17 protein-coding genes, 1 tRNA gene and 1 pseudogene are annotated in these 19,463 nt (G+C 65.8%); 6 read left to right on the forward strand and 13 right to left on the reverse strand.

Going from position 1 to position 19,463, the window contains the following annotated elements; translation table 11 throughout:
• Window positions 1-300 precede the first annotated feature (300 nt).
• The 3 genes from MXC99_RS11905 to MXC99_RS11915 all read left to right on the forward strand — a co-directional run bounded on the left by MXC99_RS11905 (window position 301) and on the right by MXC99_RS11915 (window position 6,264).
• On the forward strand, window positions 301-1,959 hold the full coding sequence (locus MXC99_RS11905) for a SpoIIE family protein phosphatase (RefSeq protein ID WP_247725670.1): 1,659 nt from the start codon (window positions 301-303) through the stop codon (window positions 1,957-1,959).
• A gap of 160 nt (window positions 1,960-2,119) precedes the next feature.
• The gene (locus tag MXC99_RS11910; RefSeq protein WP_247725671.1) at window positions 2,120-5,755 is read left to right on the forward strand and encodes a response regulator; all 3,636 of its coding nucleotides are present in this window, start codon (window positions 2,120-2,122) and stop codon (window positions 5,753-5,755) included.
• On the forward strand, window positions 5,752-6,264 hold the full coding sequence (locus tag MXC99_RS11915; protein WP_247725672.1) for a response regulator: 513 nt from the start codon (window positions 5,752-5,754) through the stop codon (window positions 6,262-6,264). Before MXC99_RS11910 ends, MXC99_RS11915 begins: the two co-directional genes overlap by 4 nt.
• A 267-nt stretch (window positions 6,265-6,531) precedes the next feature.
• Here the strand turns inward: MXC99_RS11915 and MXC99_RS11920 are convergent.
• The 5 genes and pseudogenes from MXC99_RS11920 to MXC99_RS11940 form a co-directional block, all read right to left on the reverse strand.
• Window positions 6,532-6,714: pseudogene (locus tag MXC99_RS11920) on the reverse strand (IS701 family transposase); the annotation flags it as partial.
• 71 nt (window positions 6,715-6,785) lie between these two features.
• The gene (locus tag MXC99_RS11925; protein WP_247725673.1) at window positions 6,786-7,196 is read right to left on the reverse strand and encodes a hypothetical protein; all 411 of its coding nucleotides are present in this window, start codon (window positions 7,194-7,196) and stop codon (window positions 6,786-6,788) included.
• A gap of 124 nt (window positions 7,197-7,320) precedes the next feature.
• Entirely contained in the window at window positions 7,321-8,283 is a 963-nt protein-coding gene (locus MXC99_RS11930) for an HD domain-containing protein (protein ID WP_247725674.1), read from the reverse strand.
• Entirely contained in the window at window positions 8,276-9,580 is a 1,305-nt protein-coding gene (locus MXC99_RS11935; RefSeq protein WP_247725675.1) for an Arm DNA-binding domain-containing protein, read from the reverse strand. The genes MXC99_RS11930 and MXC99_RS11935 overlap by 8 nt, the downstream gene beginning before the upstream one ends.
• Complete coding sequence (locus tag MXC99_RS11940) at window positions 9,573-9,809, reverse strand: hypothetical protein (RefSeq protein WP_020685467.1); 237 nt, start codon at window positions 9,807-9,809, stop codon at window positions 9,573-9,575. The genes MXC99_RS11935 and MXC99_RS11940 overlap by 8 nt, the downstream gene beginning before the upstream one ends.
• Before the next feature lie 199 nt (window positions 9,810-10,008).
• Here MXC99_RS11940 and MXC99_RS11945 point away from each other — a divergent pair, with 199 nt between their 5' ends.
• Window positions 10,009-10,215, forward strand: a complete 207-nt coding sequence (locus MXC99_RS11945; protein ID WP_282100154.1) for a helix-turn-helix domain-containing protein — start codon at window positions 10,009-10,011, stop codon at window positions 10,213-10,215.
• Between the two features lie 165 nt (window positions 10,216-10,380).
• Here MXC99_RS11945 and MXC99_RS11950 read toward each other — a convergent pair.
• A tRNA-Arg gene (locus MXC99_RS11950) sits at window positions 10,381-10,457 on the reverse strand.
• Window positions 10,458-10,603: 146 nt separating this feature from the next.
• Between MXC99_RS11950 and MXC99_RS11955 the strand changes: the two genes are divergently transcribed.
• Window positions 10,604-11,065 (forward strand): c-type cytochrome, encoded by a 462-nt coding sequence (locus tag MXC99_RS11955; RefSeq protein WP_247725676.1) that lies wholly within the window; start codon window positions 10,604-10,606, stop codon window positions 11,063-11,065.
• 145 nt (window positions 11,066-11,210) lie between these two features.
• On the opposite strand, the gene MXC99_RS11960 is transcribed toward MXC99_RS11955, so the two are convergent.
• A complete protein-coding gene (locus MXC99_RS11960; RefSeq protein ID WP_247725677.1) occupies window positions 11,211-13,208 on the reverse strand; it encodes a UvrD-helicase domain-containing protein in 1,998 nt (665 codons plus the stop codon).
• Between the two features lie 304 nt (window positions 13,209-13,512).
• On the opposite strand from MXC99_RS11960, the gene MXC99_RS11965 reads away from it, so the two are divergent.
• A complete protein-coding gene (locus MXC99_RS11965; protein WP_247725678.1) occupies window positions 13,513-14,160 on the forward strand; it encodes a pentapeptide repeat-containing protein in 648 nt (215 codons plus the stop codon).
• A 49-nt stretch (window positions 14,161-14,209) separates the two neighbouring features.
• Here the strand turns inward: MXC99_RS11965 and lipA are convergent, their stop codons facing one another.
• The 6 genes from lipA to MXC99_RS11995 all read right to left on the reverse strand — a co-directional run bounded on the left by lipA (window position 14,210) and on the right by MXC99_RS11995 (window position 19,462).
• Complete coding sequence (gene lipA, locus MXC99_RS11970) at window positions 14,210-15,157, reverse strand: lipoyl synthase (RefSeq protein WP_247725679.1); 948 nt, start codon at window positions 15,155-15,157, stop codon at window positions 14,210-14,212.
• A gap of 102 nt (window positions 15,158-15,259) precedes the next feature.
• Window positions 15,260-15,895 (reverse strand): lipoyl(octanoyl) transferase LipB, encoded by a 636-nt coding sequence (gene lipB / locus MXC99_RS11975; protein WP_282100155.1) that lies wholly within the window; start codon window positions 15,893-15,895, stop codon window positions 15,260-15,262.
• An 86-nt stretch (window positions 15,896-15,981) separates the two neighbouring features.
• On the reverse strand, window positions 15,982-16,266 hold the full coding sequence (locus MXC99_RS11980; protein ID WP_075146715.1) for a YbeD family protein: 285 nt from the start codon (window positions 16,264-16,266) through the stop codon (window positions 15,982-15,984).
• On the reverse strand, window positions 16,256-17,119 hold the full coding sequence (locus tag MXC99_RS11985; RefSeq protein WP_247725798.1) for a D-amino acid aminotransferase: 864 nt from the start codon (window positions 17,117-17,119) through the stop codon (window positions 16,256-16,258). Before MXC99_RS11985 ends, MXC99_RS11980 begins: the two co-directional genes overlap by 11 nt.
• A 5-nt stretch (window positions 17,120-17,124) precedes the next feature.
• Complete coding sequence (locus MXC99_RS11990; protein WP_247725680.1) at window positions 17,125-18,252, reverse strand: D-alanyl-D-alanine carboxypeptidase family protein; 1,128 nt, start codon at window positions 18,250-18,252, stop codon at window positions 17,125-17,127.
• Window positions 18,253-18,373: 121 nt separating this feature from the next.
• Window positions 18,374-19,462 carry a septal ring lytic transglycosylase RlpA family protein gene (locus MXC99_RS11995; RefSeq protein ID WP_247725681.1) on the reverse strand — a complete coding sequence of 363 codons (1,089 nt, stop codon included), beginning with the start codon at window positions 19,460-19,462 and terminating at the stop codon, window positions 18,374-18,376.
• Window position 19,463: the final 1 nt, after the last annotated feature.

A 19,463-nucleotide genomic window follows, 5' to 3' on the forward strand; every position in this document is an offset into this window, starting at 1 on the left:
CCGAACGCTTCAATTTCGACTCACCCATCGGGTGACTTCCTTGATCAACGCCAAACCCTTAGCCTGCCAGTATTACGGGCAAACTGCACCTCACCAACTGAGGTTTCTAGGATCATTACAACAAAGCACCGTCTGGCCGTTGTGTCAGAACTGCAAACAACTTGCAAGTTGAGAGGCCCCCGGCATTTCGCCTTCCAATCGCGCGATACACTCGAGGGCAGAACAACGGACGGATTCGCTGTGCTTCCTCAAACCGGATCCATGCTACCTTCAGGGGCTGAATGCAAGCCCATGCCCAGCATGAACAACAGCCTGAGCACCATTGAACCACCACACAAAATGCCGGGCCATCGCTCGAACATCCTGATCGTCGACGATGCGATCTCGAACATCGAGACGCTCGCGAAAATCCTCGAGTCCGACTGCGATGTCAGCATTGCGACATCCGGCCCGAAAGCCCTGGATTTACTGACCCGCTCGGCCCGACCCGACCTGATCCTGCTCGATGTGATGATGCCGGGCATGGACGGTTTCGAAGTCTTCGATGCCATCAAGCGCATGCCGGCCCTGTGCGACATTCCGGTGATCTTCATCACGGCGATGTCCGATGCAGCGAGCGAATTCAGGGCGCTGGCCGCGGGTGCGATGGACTTCATCCAGAAACCCTTCAATCCGGCAGTCGTGCTGGCGCGGGTCCAGCTTCATCTGGGTCTGGTACAGCAACGCAAGGATCTCGAAGCGCTCAATCTCAAGCTGGCTCAAAGCCTGCTCGAAACCCAGCAGGCGCAGGAGAAAATGCGCGTGCTGGCCACTGCACTGGAGTACAGCCCGACCTCGGTGCTGATCACCTCCCCTGCCGGACTGATCGAATACGTCAACCCGCATTTCGTCCGCAGCACGGGTTACACCGCCGACGAAGTCGTGAGCAAGAACCCCAGACTGCTCAGTTCGGGCCTGACCGGACGGGATGTTTACAAGAACTTGTGGGCCACGCTGCATCGTGGCGAGGTATGGTCGGGCGAACTGATCAACCGCGCCAAGGATGGCCGGATCTATCGGGCCGAGGCGCATATTGCGCCGGTCAAGGATGACCAGGGTCGCACCTCCCGTTACGTCGCCATTCAGCTCGACATCACGTCAAAACATGAAGCCGAGCAGGCTGCCATCCGGGCACGACAGCGCGAGCTGGAAATCAGCGCAAACATCCAGCAGCAATTGCTGTTCGGACAATTGCCGTCGAACATGCCGGCCTACTCGATCGCCTGTTTTTCGGAAGCCTCGCAGGTCGTGGATGGCGATTTCTATACCTTCACGACCCTCGGCCCGGCCAGTTTCGAAGTGCTGACCGGCGACGTGATGGGCAAGGGCGTGTCCGCCGCGCTGGTCGGGGCCGGGGTCAAGAACACCTACCGCGAGGTCTTCCTCGACCTGATGATCGGCGCCAATGGCCAGGGCCTGCCCTCACCGGCCGCGCTGATCAATGCGATCCATGCGCGGACCTCTCCGCATCTGATCGATCTCGGCGTGTTCGTGACCCTGTCGCTGCTGCGCTTCGACCATGCGGCCAGCACCGTGACCTGGGTCAATGCCGGGCATGGCCCCACCCTGCTGGCGACCGGTCAGGGCGAGGTGCAGGAACTGCTCGGCGACAACATGCCACTGGGCGTGATGCAGGAAGAAATTTATGTCGAGCATGTCACCCCGATGCGGCAGGGCGACACACTGCTGGTGTTTACAGACGGACTCTCCGAAGCGACGGACGGCCAGCAGAACCAGTATGGCATCGAACGGGTCAAGAACGCTCTGCAACACAGTCAGCAAGTCGGGCTGAGCCCACAAAGCACCCTGGACAAGATGCGTGCTGAAGTGGGTCATTTCACGGACCACGGCAAGCTGCATGACGATCTGACCGTGATTCTCGTGCAGTCCCTGGCACCCGGCTCGGCTTCGAACGGGTGAGCCACACGCTGGCGTGCTGAATGCGCCTAGCTGACCGGGTTAAGATGCGTTCCCTGAGCACGGGGCAGGACTTTGCCTGACCTCCCCGCTGCCATGCAGGCTACGGGCCGAATGACCAAGGCTTGGTCGGGGGCTGCCCGATTGCACGAATGGACCCTTGATGACGGCCCTGATACGCGACCGCTTCCAGATCGAATGGCTACTGCTGATCGCCAGCCTGCTGGTGGTCGGCTGCGCGCTGGGCTGGTCTAACTATAGGGAGTACGACGGAATCGGCCGGCACGAGCATGACCGGCTGGGGGTGCAGGCCCGGGTCATCGAGCACTCGGTGAGCCGTACGCTCGATGTGATCAACCGCACACTGACCAACATCCGTGACAACCTGCCGGTCTGGCAGTTGCAGCAGGATAGGGTGGATAGAGCCAATTCACGCCTCGCCGCCTTTGCCGACGCGATGCGCAGCGTGCGTACTTTCCTGGTGCTCGACGCCTCGGGCAAGGTCATCGCAGCCAGCCGACCGGAACTGCTGGGGCAGAACTTCAGCGAGCGTCAGTATTTTCAGACACCGCGTGCGCAGCCCGACCCCGACCGCCTGTATGTCAGCCCGCCCTTCCGCACCGTGCTCGGCGTCTGGACGATGATCGTCACACGGATGGTTCCCGGCCCGGACGGCTCGTTTGCCGGGGTCATCACCGCCACCCTCGATCCGGAAGAACTGCGGGCGGAACTCGGCGCTGTGCTGTACGAACCGGACATGTGGGCGGCGCTGGCGCATGGCGACGGCCTGCTGCTGATGACGGAGCCGGCGGTCAATGAACTGCCCGGCAAGAATCTGGCGCAGCCCGGCAGCTTCTTCACACGACACATGAACAGCGGCCTGACGGCACAGGTGCTGGAAGGCACCGTGCTGGCCACTGGCGAGTACCGGCTGATGGCGCTGCACACCATCTGGCCGGCCGGACTGCGGATGGACAAACCGCTGGTGGCGGCGATCAGCCGGGACGTCGGCGCACTGTACGCGGACTGGCGTCAGCGTGCCTGGTACGAGGCCGGGCTGTTCGGTACGTTCGCGCTGCTGAGCCTGGTCTGGCTGCAGCGCAGCCAGCGGCGACGCAGATGGCTGCAGGCCCAGCAGGGTCAGGCCGACGCAGCCCTGGCCGAGAGCGAACGCTTCATGCGCTCGCTGGTGGACATCATCCCCGGCATGGTGGGCTACTGGGACAACGACCTGCGCTGCCGTTTCGCCAACAAGTCCTACCTGGAATGGTTTGGCAAATCCCCCGAAGAGATGCAGGGCATCGAGATCGCGGCGCTGATGGGCGAGGAGCTGTTCCGGCAGAACGAGCCCTTCATCCGCGGTGCGCTCGCCGGCCAGCCGCAGGAGTTCGAACGCACCCTGATCAAGCCCGACGGCAGCATCGGCTACACTTGGGCGCATTACATCCCGGATGTGGTGGGCGGGCATGTGGTGGGCGGGCATGTGCTGGGCTTTTTCGCACATGTAGCCGACATTTCGGCGATCAAGCGCATCCAGCAGCAACTCGAAGTCAGCAATGCTGAGCTCGAGAAGCGCAGCATCGAGGCCGAGGCCGCCAGCCGGGCAAAAAGTGCCTTCGTCGCCAACATGAGCCATGAGATCCGCACGCCGATGAACGCGGTGCTGGGTCTGCTGCAGTTGCTGGAACTGACCCGGCTGGACGCGCGGCAGCTGGACTATGTGCGCAAGGCGCAGGGTGCCGGGCAGTCCCTGCTGGGCCTGCTCAACGACATTCTCGACTTTTCCAAGGTGGAGGCCGGCAAGCTGGAGCTCGACGTGCTGCCCTTCCGGCTCGACGAGATGTTGCGCAACCTGTCGGTGATGCTGGCCGGAGCGGTACGCAGCCAGGCCGTCGAGGTGCTGTTCCAGCTCGATCCCGGGCTGCCGCATGCACTGCGCGGCGACGGACTGCGCCTGCAGCAGGTGCTGCTGAATCTGGCCGGCAACGCGATCAAATTCACCGAGCGCGGCGAGGTGGTGGTCGCGCTGAAGTTGCTGGAGGAAACGCCGGAGGCGGTGCACATCGAGTTTTCGGTGCGCGACACCGGCATCGGCATTGCGCCGGACGTCCTGCCCCGGCTGTTCAGCGCCTTCGAGCAGGCGGACGCCTCGACCACCCGACGCTTCGGCGGCTCTGGTCTGGGGCTGGCGATCAGCCGGCGACTGGTGCAGCTGATGGGTGGCGAGCTGGCGGTGGAAAGCGTGCCGGGACAGGGTAGCCATTTCCATTTTTCCGTCCGCTTCAGCCGCGATGCCGAAGCGCACGCACAGGAATCTGCCAGCACTCCACCCCGCCAGACGGCCCAGCCGCTGAGGGTGCTGATCGCGGACGACAACGCCACCGCCCGCGAGGTGCTCGCTGCGATGGCCGAATCCTTTGGTTGGCAAGTGACAATAGTCGCCAGCGGCAGGCAGGCACTCGAACAGTTGCGCGCGGCCGACGACGCTGGACAGCCCTTCGACGTGCTCTGCGTGGACTGGATCATGCCCGACATGGACGGCTGGGCAACCCTGCAGCAGCTGCGTTCCAGCCATCCGGGCCGTCTGCCGGCCATCCTGATGGTGACGGCCCATGGCCGTGAGCTGGTCGAGGAGCAACTGGTCAAGCACCCCCAGGCGCTCGACGGCCTGCTGGTCAAGCCGGTGACCCCGTCGATGCTGTTCGATGCAGTTTCCCAGGCTACCGGCGGCGAGAAAAGCATCCCTCAGTCCACCGGCGAGCAGCTTGCCCAGACGAAACAGCCACTCGCCGGCCTGCGGGTGCTGCTGGTCGAGGATCATCCGCTCAATCAGCAGGTGGCCCGCGAGTTGCTGTCCCGCGCTGGAGCAGAGATCGAAATCGCCAGCAACGGCCTGCAGTGCATCGAATGCGTCCGCGCTGCCGCCCGGCCTTTCGATGCGATCCTGATGGACATCCAGATGCCGACGATGGACGGCTACACCGCCACCCGCATCCTGCGCACCGAAACCGGCATCACCACGCCGATCATCGCGATGACCGCGAATGCCATGCCCGCCGACCGCGAGGCCTGCATCGCAGCCGGCATGAACGACCATGTGGGCAAGCCGATCGACATCCGTGTCCTGATCGACTGTCTGCTGCGGCATTGCCGCCGGACACCGGTCGGCCACGCACCCGCTGAGGTCCGCCAGCCACCTGCGCTACCCGAGATACCCGAGGACTTCGACCTGGCCGCTGCGCTGGCCAGGGTCGATGGCAACCCCGACCTTTTTGTCCAACTGGCACGACGCTTTGGTGCAGATGGTGCGGCCATCCTGGCAAACGCCATGGCCGCCTGGCAGCGCAGTGATCATTCAACGCTGGCCAAAGAGATGCATACGCTGAAGGGCCTGGCGGCCACGCTGGGCGCACAAGCCTTGCAGCAGCAGGCTGCCGACATCGAAGCGGCGATCAGGGAAGCACCCGACACCGACCTCCTGCGCCAACTGACCGACCTGGTGGTCGAGCTGGCATCGGCAGCGGCCACGCTGCGGACGGTGGCCGATGCGCTTGCCCCCGAGCAGAAAACCGCTGAAGGAGAGATGACTCCAGCTCAGTTCCGGGAACGACTCGAAGCGCTGGATGCCTTGCTTGCGGAGTCCAATATGCGCGCACTGGATGTGTTTGCCGCGTTCAAACAGGAGGCCGGGGCAGCGTTCGCCCAAAGCTTGGCCCCACTCGACGACGCCTTGCAGGCTTTCGATTTCACCACTGCCCGCAAGATAATCGACGGACTCGAAGCGGATCTGAAATCATGACATATCCTTACAACCTGCCGCCCGAGCTCCACGCACTGGCCCAGCTGCCAGAGCGGCCTCGCTTGCTGATCGTCGACGACCAGCCGATCAACCTGCAGTCGCTCTACCAGATATTCCAGGCCAACCATGAGGTGTTCGTGGCTACAAGCGGCCAGCAGGCGCTGGACTTCTGCCACAGCAAACCACCGCCCGACCTGATCCTGCTCGACGTTGTGATGCCCGGCATGGATGGTCTGGAAACCTGCCGACAGCTGAAAGCTGAACCCGCCTTTGCCGACATTCCGGTGATCTTCGTGACGGCCGGCACCACGCCGGCCGACGAGGCAGCGGCACTCGAAGCCGGCGGCGTGGATTTCATCGCCAAGCCCTTCAACCCTGCCGTGGTACGCGCCCGCGTTCGTACCCATCTCACGCTCAAGGTACAGACGGAACTGCTGCGCTCGCTGCTGCTCACAGGCGTTGCCTCACACGGCAGCCCGAGCAGCAATGCGCGAACTGCGCCCGGATGAGCGCCACACCGCCCTGGCCCCCGGGCCAGTAAAACTGAACTGAATCGGCCAGCGATGCGCCGCCGCAGTTGATCAGCCTGTCGGCGCGCGTCTAAAACTACCCAGCGGTGCGCGTTGAATTTTACCCAGGCAATTTAGCTGCTCGTCATGGAGCAGCCGATGTTCAGTGTAGTCGAGTTACTGACCGCGAGTGTGCGCAGAGAAGCCCGCGAAGGGCGTAGCCCGAGGCGGGCTTCTCTGCGCGGGGCGCCTTGACGGACGCTATCCCACCCAGGCCAGTTGTTCCACCGTCGTCCCGGCTGGAGCCCAGGTGGTAAAGAACGCCAGCTCACCACCGAGCACGCGGCGCCGAATCAGCAGCCCACGCGTCCATCTTCCGATCAGCGCGGCGTTATAGTCATTGGCGTCCAGGTCGGCCTGTTGGACATAGGCCCAATCATGCAGACGAGGAAGATGCTTTCTGCCGTATCGTGTCTTCGACTTTGCGCGAGCACCACGCCTTTTCATTCTGCGTGGCATGCTCAGCGCATCGGTTCACCTTGAGGCGATCGACTACCGCGCGAGATTGAAGGCACTGCATGCGTGAAGCCACGAAAAGCGCGGTCATACGATAACCCTCGCCGGAACGCGGGGTCGCGGACATAGCTCGGCGCCGCCTCGGCAGCGATCAGCGCCGGTGCGAACGCCCCTGCCCACGTGCACGCCGCCTGGCGGAAGAACGGCAGCGCCTCGCCTGCGCGCCCAGTGCGCGCGAACGCGTCATCGACCGCCACCACGGCCTGCCAGCCGCGCGCCGCGTAGTCGAGCGCGTAGCGCCCGATCACCGTCTGCTCGAACTCGGGCGTGCCGCGCGGCGGCAGGCCCGCCGGATCGAGGTCGTCGAGCGGGATCTGGAAGATTTCGGGGGCTTGGGCAGGGCAGGGAAAAATCAAGAAACCCCCGCAGCCACGTTGGACTGCGGGGGCTGATGGACTGCGCGTGCGATCACGCCGGCTGGCTTCGTGCTCCCCGAACGCGCTCACATTCCCGTTGCCGGTGCTGGCATCGCCCGCTCCTTCAGACGCTTGTCCCAACCACGTAGGGCTGTCCGCGCAGGTGGGGATGAAAGCGCCCGAAGCCTGCCTGGGCCGGCGAGTGCCGCGCCATCAGCTCGATCTGCCCCGAGAGCCGGTCCGCAGCCGAGAGCAGGATCGCATCGAGCGTGCAGGGCTCGCGCAGCCCGAGCCACTCCGGGGCGCCGCGTGCGCTCGTGAGCGCATGGATCAGGCCGACGTACTGGGGCTCGGGGATGCAGACGCGGGCGTTGGCGACGGCCGCCGCGATCCACTCGATGATGGTGTGGCGGTGGCCGATGAGCTTGCCGCGCGTCGTCATCTCGAGGCCGCTACCGCCCAGGCAGTACTCGTCGGCTTTACCGGCGTCATGGAGCAAGGCCGCCATCAGGAGCACGTCCGGGCAGGCGAGCGCCTGGCTCTCGGCCATCTTGAGCGCCTGCTCCGCCACTTCCAGCGTGTGGCGGAGGTTGCCGTGTGCACCGCTGTGGTGCCCTCTCAGCGAACTCGCGCCGAGCAGGTAGCGGTGCAGCCGCGACGCGTCCCAGAAGATGGCGTTGAACAAGTGCTGGAAGTGGGGTGACAGCCTCTGCCACAACGCACTGGCACGACTGACCAGCGTGCGCTCCTGCACCCAGGCTGTCGGGATCGTCTGGAATACGTCGACACTCGGCTCCGGGCGCTCGAGCACCGCGAGGCGGCTGATGCGTACCGCACCCCCCAGACTCTCGGGCCTGCCAAGCCAGCGGATCGACACTAGGCTGCCGACGCCGAGCCGGGCGTCGACCTTGCGCGAAGGCCACTCGACCATCAGGCTGGCGCGCTCGTGAAACAGCACCGCGCGGTTCAGGGCATAGTGATTATCGAGCGGCAAACGGCTGATCGATTCCACACGAAAGATCGGTGGCAGCTTCGCCACCACGTTGTCCGGAGCAGCGGAAGGGATGGGCAGGTGCTGTTCAGTCATGATGCTCTCCTTCATCGGCCTGTTCGGCGACCGACTCGGTTTCCGGCACGGTGTTTTCGTCCTGCCCGGTTTTCACCGGCAAGGTCGTGCCCAAGGTCTGCGTGATGAGTCGCTCGAAGGCCGAGCCGTCACGCCGCGTCAAGTTGGGCACGTAACGCGAATACACGCGAAAGAGCATCTCGGTGGTGGTGTGCCCGAGCTGGCGGGCGATCCACTCCGGCGCCTCGCCGCTGGCGAGCCACAACGTCGCCGCGGTGTGGCGACACTGATACGGGCGGCGCTTCTTGAGGTTGAGGTGTCGCAACAGCGGATACCACACCCGGTTCGTGACGTTCTTGTGGTCGAGCGGAGTCCCCAGCCGGTTGCAGAACACGAACTTGCTGAGCTTGCCTGTGGCTTCGAACTGCGCCTTGAGTGCATCAAAGACCAATTGGCTCATCTGGATGTCGCGCTGGCTGCCGTCGGTCTTGGTGTATTCCTCCTCGCCACCCACCACGGTCTCGCGAACCAAGATCAGGCGGTTCTCGAAGTCGACGTACTTCCACTGCAAACCATCGATCTCGCCCGTGCGCATGCCGGTGAAAAAGCGCACGGTGAAGTAGTGCTTGAAGTCGGGCCGCACGGTGTCGAGGACCTGCTTCACCTCGGCGAGCGTGAAGGGGTCGACATCGGTCCGCTTCGTCTTGAGCTGTTTCACGCTGTCGAACGGCGTGCGAAAATCAAAGCGGTCGGCCGCTTCATTGAGGATTTGCCTGAGCGGGTTCAACATCTTGTTGATCCTTGCCGCAGACAGTTTGCTTTGCTTGCCTTTCGCGGTCGCTTTGCCGAGCTCGGCGCGATAGGCAAGGACGTCCGCCTTGGAGATCTGGCCGACCTCCTTCTCCCCAAACTTAGGGATCAGCGCACGGTCGAGCTCCCGGCGGATCGTCGTGCGGTACGAGCGACGCCACTCCACCTCTTTCTCGGCGAACCAGGTCTCGGCGAAGTCCTTGAAGAGCGGCGTGCTCGGGACGCTGGCTGCCGCCGACGGCAACGCAACCACAGCAGCGGTTGCCGACCCGACCATCCCTCCATGGGCTGGATCGAACTTCGCGGCGTTCTTGCTGCCGGGGAAGAAGCGGCGGTAGTCGAAGGTTCCGGCGGCGATGTCGGCCTCGATCGCGCTCAAAACCTTCTCAAGCTTCTTTTTGTTCGGAGCGGTCTCAGGGAGCGCGGTGTACTCGCGGCAGCGCACACCCTGATAACGGAAGTCGAAGAAAAGAAACCCCGTTTGGCTATGCTTGCGAATGCTACCCATGACACACCCCGCCATTTGCCATCGGGATTGCGAAGCTGGAGACACTCGAGGTGAGCCCCATATCGCGCTCGATATGCTCCCAGATGTAGAGGATCTTCCTGCCGCCGAAGGGGCGGATGTAGTGTGTTCCTTCGATGAGCACCGAATCCTTCAGCCGCTCACGGATCGTCCGCGGGTCGTACTTGATGAGCCCCGCGAGCTCGTCGGTGGTTAGATAGGTCAGCGACATCACAGCCTCCTTGATCTGATCGGTTATCAGCGATCTACATTTAAGATCACCTGATAACAAATTTAATCACGCCTTTGCAGGATGTCAACATCAGGCGATAATATTTTTCATCACCCGTTAGAAAACAGGCTCAGGTGCTCACATGATCAGGTTCCGACTCAAGGAGCTCATCGCAGAAAAGGAGTTTCGGGAACGTCGCGTGATCACGATGACGGAGGTCGCGGCCCAGACGGGTATCAACCGGATGACCCTGTCGAAAATCGCCAACCACCCGGGCTACAGCACCGTGACGGATAACCTGGACAAGCTGTGCGACTACTTCGCATGCCGGCTTGAGCAGCTTGCCGAGCATCTACCCAACTTGAAGCCTGCCGACGACGACGGCGTAGGCGATGCCCAGAAGTAGCGGTCAATTGGGCGGTGATACCGGGCCAGGGAAGCAAGGGTCGAAACCGCTGGCTCCAAGTGATGGCCCGCCAGGACGAGGGCCAAGGATGGGCCAAAAACGGGCCAAGCGTGGGCCAAAAAGAAAATGGGCTAGGCCCCTTAAGACCTAACCCATTGAATTCTTTGGCGCGCCCGAGACGATTCGAACGTCCGACCCCTGCCTTCGGAGGGCAGTACTCTATCCAGCTGAGCTACGGGCGCGCGGGTCGCGCGGCTTGCTGCGCGCGAGGCCGGCAAGCATATAACGCTTCGCCGGCAAAGTCCATGGCGCGCTGCCACAACGGGGTGACGCCCGCTATAATCCCGGCTTTCGCCTTGCGCCGTACAACAAGTCAAAGGAACCGAGCATGCCCAAGCCCCACGCTCCGCGCCCCCACCGGCGACCCGCCCGCCTTGCCCTGCCCCTTGCCGCGGTGGCCGCTGCCGCAGCGCTGACCGCGTGCGGCAAGCCGGACGCGATCGACCCCGAACTCAGCGCCTCGCTGATCCAGCCCGTCGCCCGACTCGAAGTCCAGGCGGTCACCGTTGCCCCCGGCAGCCGGACCGGGGAGCAGATCTACACCTCGCTGTGCACCGCCTGTCACGACACCGGCGCGGCGGGTGCGCCGAAAGCGGGCAACGCCGACGAATGGAAGCCGCGCCTGGCGCTCGGCCTGGACGGCCTGACCGCCTCGGCGATCGCCGGCAAGGGGGCGATGCCCCCGCGCGGTGGCGGCAGCGACCTGACCGACACCGAAGTCAAGCGCGCGGTGGCCTACCTCGCCAACACCGCCGGCGCCGGCTACACCGAGCCGCCGGTCGAACAGTAAGGCAGGGCGGCGCCGACCGCCTCCGCAGCAAAAAGGGCAGCCACGCGCTGCCCTTTTTGCTGCCCGCCTTCCCCGGCTCCCGCCCGCGTCACCCTCGCCTCACGGCGGCGATGCAATCGTCCGGTGGCAGCCCGAGGGCCGTGGCTCAGCCGCCCTCGCCGCCGCGCCCCTCGAGCATCGCCATCAGGTTGGCCAGCCGCGCCTTGCCTTCTTCCTTCGACACCGGCGCGGCGGTTTTGCGGTCGTTCATCCTGATGTCGCCGCCCATCTCGGCGATGAAGCGGCTCGGCTCGCAGGTACGGAATTCCTTGCCCGATTTGCGCCGCTCGCACCAGGTGAGGTTGAGACTGCGCTGGGCGCGGGTGATGCCGACGTACATCAGGCGGCGCTCTTCCTCGACCTTGTCCTCGTCGATGCTGCTCTGGTGCGGCAGCAGGCCTTCCTCGACGCCGACGAGGAACACATGGGGGAACTCCAGCCCCTTCGACGCATGCAAGGTAGCGAGCTGGACGCCGTCGAAGTCGGGGTCGTCCTTGTCGAGCATCGACATCAGCGCGATCGTCTGGGTGAGCTCGATCAGGTTCTTGCCGTCCTCCTCGCCCTTCTTGCCCAGCCAGCCGACGAAGTCGCGCACGTTGCTCCACTTCGACTCGGCCTCGCGGGTGTCGCAATGCTCGAACAGCCAGGCCTCGTAGCCGATCGCGGCGAGCAGGTCTTCGAGCAGCTGCGCCGCCGGCTCGCGCGGCGCGCGGTACTGCAGGCGGTTGATGAAGCCGGCGAATTCGTGCACACCGGCGAGCTGCTTGGCGTTCAGGTGCTGCGCCGCGCCTTCCTCGAACACCGCCGCAAAGAGGCTGATGTGGCGGCGCCCGGCGTAGGCGCCGAGCGCTTCCAGCGTGCTCGGGCCGATGCCGCGGCGCGGCGTGGTGATGGCGCGGATGAAGGCGAGGTCGTCGTCCTCGTTGAGCAGCAGGCGCAGGTAGGCAATCAGGTCGCGGATCTCGGCCTTGTCGAAGAAGCTCTGCCCGCCCGACAGCACGTAGGGGATGCGCTGGTTGCGCAGCTGCTGCTCGAGGATGCGCGCCTGGTGGTTGCCGCGGTAGAGCACGGCGTAGTCCTTGAAGCGGGTGCGGTGCTCGAACTTGTGCGCGGCGATCTTGGTCGCCACCCACTCCGCCTCGTGCTCGGCGTCGCGGCAGTTGGTGACGACGATCTGCTCGCCGGTGCCGTGCTCGGACCACAGGCGCTTGTCGAACAGCTTCTCGTTGTGGGCAATGACGGTGTTGGCGGCCTCCAGGATGCGGCGCGAGGAGCGGTAGTTCTGCTCGAGCTTGATCACCTTCAGCTTCGGATAATCGGTCTGCAGCAGCTTCAGGTTCTCGACGTCGGCGCCGCGCCAGGCGTAGATCGCCTGGTCGTCATCGCCCACCGCGGTGAACGCACCGCGCACGCCCGAGAGCAGGCGCAGCAGCCGGTACTGGGCGCGGTTGGTGTCCTGGTACTCATCGACGAGCAGGTAGCGCAGCTTGTTCTGCCAGCGCTCGCGCACTTCGGGGTGGGCGTCGAACAGGCGCACCGGGAGCGCGATCAGGTCGTCGAAATCCACCGCCTGGTAGGCGCGCAGGGTGCGTTCGTACTCCTTGTAGAGCTTCGCCGCGACCGAGGCGATCTCGTTGTCGGCGAGCTGCGCCGCCTCCTCAGGCGTGATCATCGCGTTCTTCCACGACGAGATCTGCCACTGCATCTGCTTGGCGATGCCCTTGTCGCTGTCGCCGGCGACGTCGGCGACGATCTGCACGGTGTCCGAAGCGTCGAGGATGGAGAACTGCGGCTTCAACCCGCAGTGCTTCGCCTCCTGGCGGATGATGCGCACGCCCAGGGCGTGGAAGGTGCACACGGTGAGCCCCTTCGGCACCCGCCCGCCCATGAGATGGGCGACGCGCTCCTGCATCTCCTTGGCGGCCTTGTTGGTGAAGGTGATCGCGGCGATGTTGGCCGGGCCGATGCCGCACTCGTTGATCAGGTGCGCGATCTTGTGCGTGATCACCCGCGTCTTGCCGCTACCGGCGCCGGCGAGCACCAGGCAGGGGCCGTCGAGGTAGCGGATCGCTTCGCGCTGCGGGGCATTGAGGAGGGCGGACATCGTCGGCGGCACGGAAAAACGAAGCCACCCGGACGGGTGGCGGAGCGTAATTCTAGCCGATCATCCGTAGCGGGTCCGCCGGCGTTACAGATCGGCGCCGCCGCTCCTGCGAGCTCATCGCGTGAACAGCGGCAGGCCCGGCAGGTGACAAGACGCGGGGTCTCACGCACAATCGCCGCGCATCGGAACGTGGTCGCGCCCGCGGCCTCCCCCTTCCGCGCTCCGCCCCGAGACCGAAGAGAAACGCCGAACCCAGCCGATTTCCGCCTGTCGGATCAACGACCGAACCCGCACTCCATCGTCCATGCCCAAGACCCGCGCCGCGCTGCTCGCCACCCTGTCCGCCACGGCCTTGCTCGCGCTGCCGCTATCCGCCGCGGCGCAACGCCCAGGCAATGTCGGCGGCTGCGACATCCGTCGCGGCACCTTGTGCACCAACATGAACCTGAACGGTGCCCAGCTCGCCGGGGTGAATCTGGCCAACTCGCAGTTCACCCGCTCCGACCTGTCGGGCGCCGACCTGCGCCGCGCGACGCTCGACGAGGCCAATTTCTCCCAGGCCGAGATCGCCGGCGCCACGCTCGACGAAGCCTCGTTGATGCGCGCCAATCTGCGCGGTGCCCGCCTCGTCGGCGCCAGCCTGAAAGGCGCCAACCTGCGCAACGCGATCCTGCAGAACGCCGATCTGCACGACGCCGACTTCAGCGGCGCCCAGCTCGGGGGGGCGGATCTGACCAATGCCCGCGCCGAGCGCACCCGCTTCGACGGCGCCGACCTGCAGCGCGCCAACCTGCGCGCGGCCAAGCTGTCGGGCGCCTCCTTCGCCGGCGCCAAGCTGCAAGGCGCCAACTTCACCCGCGCGCAACTCACTGATGCCGACCTCACCGGGGCCGACATCGCGCAGGCGGTCTTCCTCAACGCACAGACGGACGGCTGCAAGGGCTGCCCCTGAGGCCTTCTGCCAGACACCGCGCTCGGTATGTGCCGGGCGGTTTCGAGCGTCAGACCACGCCGGCGCCGTGGGCCTGCTGGTCGGCCCAGTAGCTCGAGCGCACCATCGGGCCGCAGGCGGCGTTCTTGAAGCCCATCTTCAGCGCTTCGGTCTCGAACATCTTGAAGGTGTCCGGATGCACGTAGCGCAGCACCGGCAGATGGCCGCCGGACGGTTGCAGGTACTGGCCGATGGTGAGCATCTCGACGTCGTGCGCGCGCAAATCGCGCATCACCTCGAGGATTTCGTCGTCGGTCTCGCCGAGGCCGACCATCAGCCCCGACTTGGTCGGGATTTCAGGATGGCGCGCCTTAAACGCCTGCAGCAGCTTCAGTGACCACGCGTAGTCGGCGCCGGGACGGGCCTGCTTGTACAGGCGCGGCACGGTTTCGAGGTTGTGGTTCATGACGTCGGGCGGGGCGGCGTCGAAGATGTCGAGGGCGATCTCCATGCGGCCGCGGAAATCGGGCACCAGCACTTCGATCGCGGTCGCGGGCGAGGCGGCGCGGGTTTCGCGGATGCAGTCGACGAAGTGCTGGGCGCCACCATCGCGCAGGTCGTCGCGGTCGACTGAAGTGATCACCACGTAATTGAGCCGCATCGCGGCGATGGTCCGCGCCAGCTCGGCCGGCTCGGCGGCGTCGAGCGGCGCAGGGCGGCCGTGGCCGACGTCGCAGAAGGGGCAGCGCCGGGTACAGATGTCGCCCATGATCATGAAGGTCGCGGTGCCCTTGCCGAAGCACTCGTGGATGTTCGGGCAGGAGGCTTCTTCGCACACGGTGTGGAGCTTGTGCTCGCGCAGCGTGGACTTGATCTCGTTGAAACGTTCGGCTTCCGTGCCGGCACCGAGCCGGATGCGGATCCAGTCGGGTTTTTTCAGGCGCTCGGCAGGAACGATCTTGATCGGGATGCGGGCGGTCTTGTCGGCGCCGCGCTGCTTGCGAACGGGGGTTTCCATGGTCGCTGTTCTCTGTGGGTTCCGGTGGGAAAGGGGAAAGCGGTGTTGTCGGACGAGGGTGGTCGAACGACAGTGTTCGGTCGGGGGTGGCCCGAGCGCGGATTATGAACCGGACGGCGCCGCTTCGACAGCCCGCATCGGCGGCAGCAGGCGCTGCAGGTGCCCGAGCAGGCGCTCGCCCACCGCCGCCACATCGTCGGCGACGCCGAAATCGTGCATGCGGACCGTCCTGAGGCCGGGGTAGCCGCAGGGGTTGATCCAGCCGAAGGGGGTGAGATCGGCATTCACGTTGAGCGCCAGTCCGTGATAACTGCAGCCCTTCCGGACCCGCAGGCCGAGCGCGGCGATCTTGTCGCCGGCGACGTACACTCCGGGAGCGCCGTTCTTGCGCTCGGCTGCAATCCCGTAATCGGCCAGCGTATCGATGATCGCCTGCTCCATCAGCAGCACCAGTTCGCGCACTTTGAGCGCGCGCCGCGGCAGGTCGATCAGCAGATAGGCGACAAGCTGGCCGGGGCCGTGGTAGGTGATCTGGCCGCCGCGGTCGATGTGCACCAGCGGAATGCCGGCCGGGTTCTGCAACAGGTGCTCGGCCTTGCCCGCCTGACCGAGGGTAAATACCGGCGGATGCTGGAGCAGCCAGATCTCGTCGGCGGTGGCCGCCTCGCGGGCAGCGGTAAACACCCGCATCGCCTCAAGAGCCGGCGCGTAGTCCACCACGCCGAGGCGCTTGACCACGCAGGACGGGCGGGCGCGATCGAGTTCGCCGGCGCCCTCGCCCGGCGCCGGGAGCGCATCGTGCGCAAGGCCGGCGCAGCCGGCGCTCACAGCACCACCTTGACCATCGGGTGCGCGGTCAGCTCGCGGTACATCGAATCGACCTGGAACTGCGACACCGCGCGGAACGTGCAGGTCACCGCGAGGTAGTTGCCCTTGCTCGACGGGCGCATTTCGGCGCCGGCGGGGTCGAAATCGGGGGCGTGGCGCAGCACGACCTCGATCACCGCCTGGGCAAAGCCGTCCACCCGCGCCCCCATCACCTTGATCGGGAAATCGCAGGGAAATTCGAGCAGGCTCTGGCGCGTCCGCGCGCCTTGTTCATCCGCCATTTCGCATTACCGTCCGTTTGAAGTCCTGGTACCAGCCATGCATCTGCCGTGCCACCGGCCCGGGGCTGCCGCTGCCCACCGGGCGCCCGTCGAGCGTGGTGATCGGCAGCACCTCCTTGGTCGACGAAGTCATCCACAGCTCGTCGGCGGCACGCACTTCGGCTTCGAGCACCTCGCCCACTACGTGGTGCAGGCCGTGGGTGCGCGCCAGTTCGAGGACCACGTCGTAGGTGATGCCGGGCAGCATCAGGTGGCTCTTCGGCGGCACGCGCAGCACGCCGTCCCTGACCACGAAAATGCTCGAAGCCGCGCCTTCGGTCAGGAAGCCGTCGCGGAACAGCACGGTCTCGGCGCAACCGTGGTCGATCGCGTGCTGGCGCAGCAGGCAGTTGGCGAGCATCGACACCGTCTTCAGGTCGCAGCGCAGCCAGCGGATGTCGGCAGCGCTCACCGCCGCCACGCCGCGCGCGAGTTGCTCGGCGTCCGGCGCCGGCAGCGGCTCGCTCATCAGGAACACGGTGGGCTTCACTTCCGGCCCGGGGAAGGCGTGGTTGCGCTTCACGTCGGCGCCGCGCGTCACCTGCAGGTAGACCGACTGGTCCTCCCACGGGTTGCGTGCGACGAGTTCGGCGACGATCGCCTTCCATTCGGCCGCCGGGTGGGGGTTGTCCATCCGCATCGCCGCCAGCGTCGCCGCCAGGCGGGCGATGTGCTCGTCGATGCGGAAGGGCCGCCGCGAATACACCGGGATCACTTCATAGGCGCCGTCGCCGAACAGGAAGCCGCGGTCCATCGGCGACACCCGCGCCTCGGCCAGCGGCAGGTAGGCGCCATTGACGAAGGCGGTGTTGATCGCGCTCACAGCTGCTTGAACAGCATCACGATCGCATCCCACAGGCGGCCGAAGAAACCCGCCACCGGCACCTCCTGCAGCGCCACCACCGGGTACTGTCCGGCCGGTTTGCCATCCACGGTCAGGGTCAGGGTGCCGACCTCCTGGCCCTTGTCGAGCGGCGCCACCAGCGGCTGCCGGCTCTCCAGGGTGACCTGGATCTTGTCCGCCGCTTCCTTCGGCAGCGAAATCACGAAGTCCTGGGCGAAGCCGACCGGCAACTCGTTGAGCTGGCCTTTCCACACCCGGAACTGCGACAGCGCCTCGTCGGCTTTGTACAGCTTCACCGTCTCGAAGAACTGGAAGCCGTAGTTGAGCAGTTTCAGCGACTCCTGCGCGCGCACGGTATCGGAAGCCGCCCCCAGCACCACCGAAATCAGCCGGCGCGGTCCGCGCTCGGCGGTGGACACGAGGCAGTAGCCGGCGGTGCTGGTGTGGCCCGTTTTCATGCCATCGACGGTCGGGTCCATGTACAGCAGGCGGTTGCGGTTGGGCTGGCGGATGTCGTTGTAGGTGAACTCCTTCATCGAATACAGGCTGTAGTACTCGGGGAAGTCGCGCACGATCGCACTGGCCAGGCGGGCGAGGTCGCCGGCGGTGGTGTACAGCTGCGGGTCGGGCAGGCCGGTGGAGTTGGTGAAGTGGGTGTTGACCATCCCCAGGCGCTGGGCTTCGCGGTTCATCAGCGCGGCAAAGCCTTCCTCGCTGCCGGCGATCAGCTCGGCCAGGGCGACGCAGGCATCGTTGCCCGACTGCACGATCACCCCCTTGATCAGTTCGTCGACGGTCACCGGCTTGCGCGGCTCGATGAACATCCGCGAGCCTTCCATGCGCCAGGCGCGCTCGGACACCGGCACCACCTGCTCGGCGGTGATCGTGCCCGCCTTCATCGCGGCGAAGGTCAGGTAGGCGGTCATCAGCTTGGTCAGCGAAGCCGGTTCGATGCGGGTATCGGGGTCCTTCGCCGCCAGGGTCTGGCCGGTGGCGTGATCGATCAGGATCCAGGCGTTGGCGGCCAACGCCGGCGGCGGCACCGACTGCGCGAGCGCGCCCAGGGAAAACAGTGAAACGAAAACCGCGATCAGAAAACGCATGACGAAACCCGGGGAAGGTGAAAAGAAAGGAGGTGATAGCGCCCGATTATAGGCGTCACCCGAAAACAGGCCAAAAGCCGAAAGCCTTTGTTGCAACCATAGCCGCGATCCCCACCCACGCTCAACGCACGACCACCAGCGGCTTGAGCTTGAGCAACGAAGCCATGCGCTCGGCGGCGCTGCGCGCCGCGGCGACGCTGTCGTAGGGGCCGGCATGGAGGCGGAAACGCTCGCCGTCGGTGAACACTTCGAAGCGCTCGGCGAGGGATGCGGCCTGGGTCTGCACCGCATCGCGGAAACCTTCGGCATTGGCATAGGAGGCGAAGGCGCCCAGTTGCAGGAAGATGCCGCCGCTGGCCGAAGCGATCGGCGGCGCGATCCCGGCCGCCCCGGCAGCGCGCGCGGCGGCCGGCGCAGCCGACGCCAGCGGCGCCAGCGCGCGGGGCGCGAGGGCGGGCGCCTCAGCCGCCACCACGCCCTCGTTGCCGCGCGCCGGCAGCGGCGGCACCGGCCGGGCGCCGGCCACCAGCGGAGCCTCGTCGGGGAGGATCTGCTCGACTTCGACCTGGGCGCTGCCGACATTCACGTAGCCCAGCTTGTACGCCGCAGTGTAGGACAGGTCGATGACCCGTCCGCGCAGGAAGGGGCCGCGGTCGTTGACCCGCACCACCACCGAGCGGCCGTTGTCCAGGTTGGTGACCCGCGCGTAACTCGGGATCGGCAGCGTCGGGTGTGCCGCGGTCATCGCGTACATGTCGTAGGGCTCGCCGCTGGAGGTGGGACTGCCGTGGAAGCGGCGCCCGTACCAGCTCGCGTGGCCGCGCTGGCGGAACGGGCGCAGCTCGGTGGCGGGCACGAAGCTCTGCCCCATGACGTGGTAGGGGCGGTTGGCGAAGCGGTGCAGGGGCTCGGCGCGCGGCTCGGCGTCGGGCACCGCGTCGAGGTTGTCCGGCGGTGCGTCGTCCGGACCGTCGTCCTTGTAGTAGCCGCCTCCGCGCCGGGGCTTGACCGCCGCCGGAGCATCGGCGCGCGGCCCGGAGGGGTCCGCAGAATCGCCGGGACCGCGCAGCGGAGCGGAGCCGCAAGCCGACAGCAAGGCGGCGGCGGCGGCCAGGCTCAGGACGGAGGCGACCCGCGTCAGGGTCAGGGGGGAAGGCCGGCAAGGGCCACAGGCGGCGGACGGCGGCAGGGCGGCAGGTTGGCAATTCATC

Origin of the sequence: Thauera aromatica (genome assembly GCF_023093595.1) — a bacterium.
In the GTDB taxonomy this organism is placed as follows: Bacteria; Pseudomonadota; Gammaproteobacteria; order Burkholderiales; family Rhodocyclaceae; genus Thauera; species Thauera aromatica_A.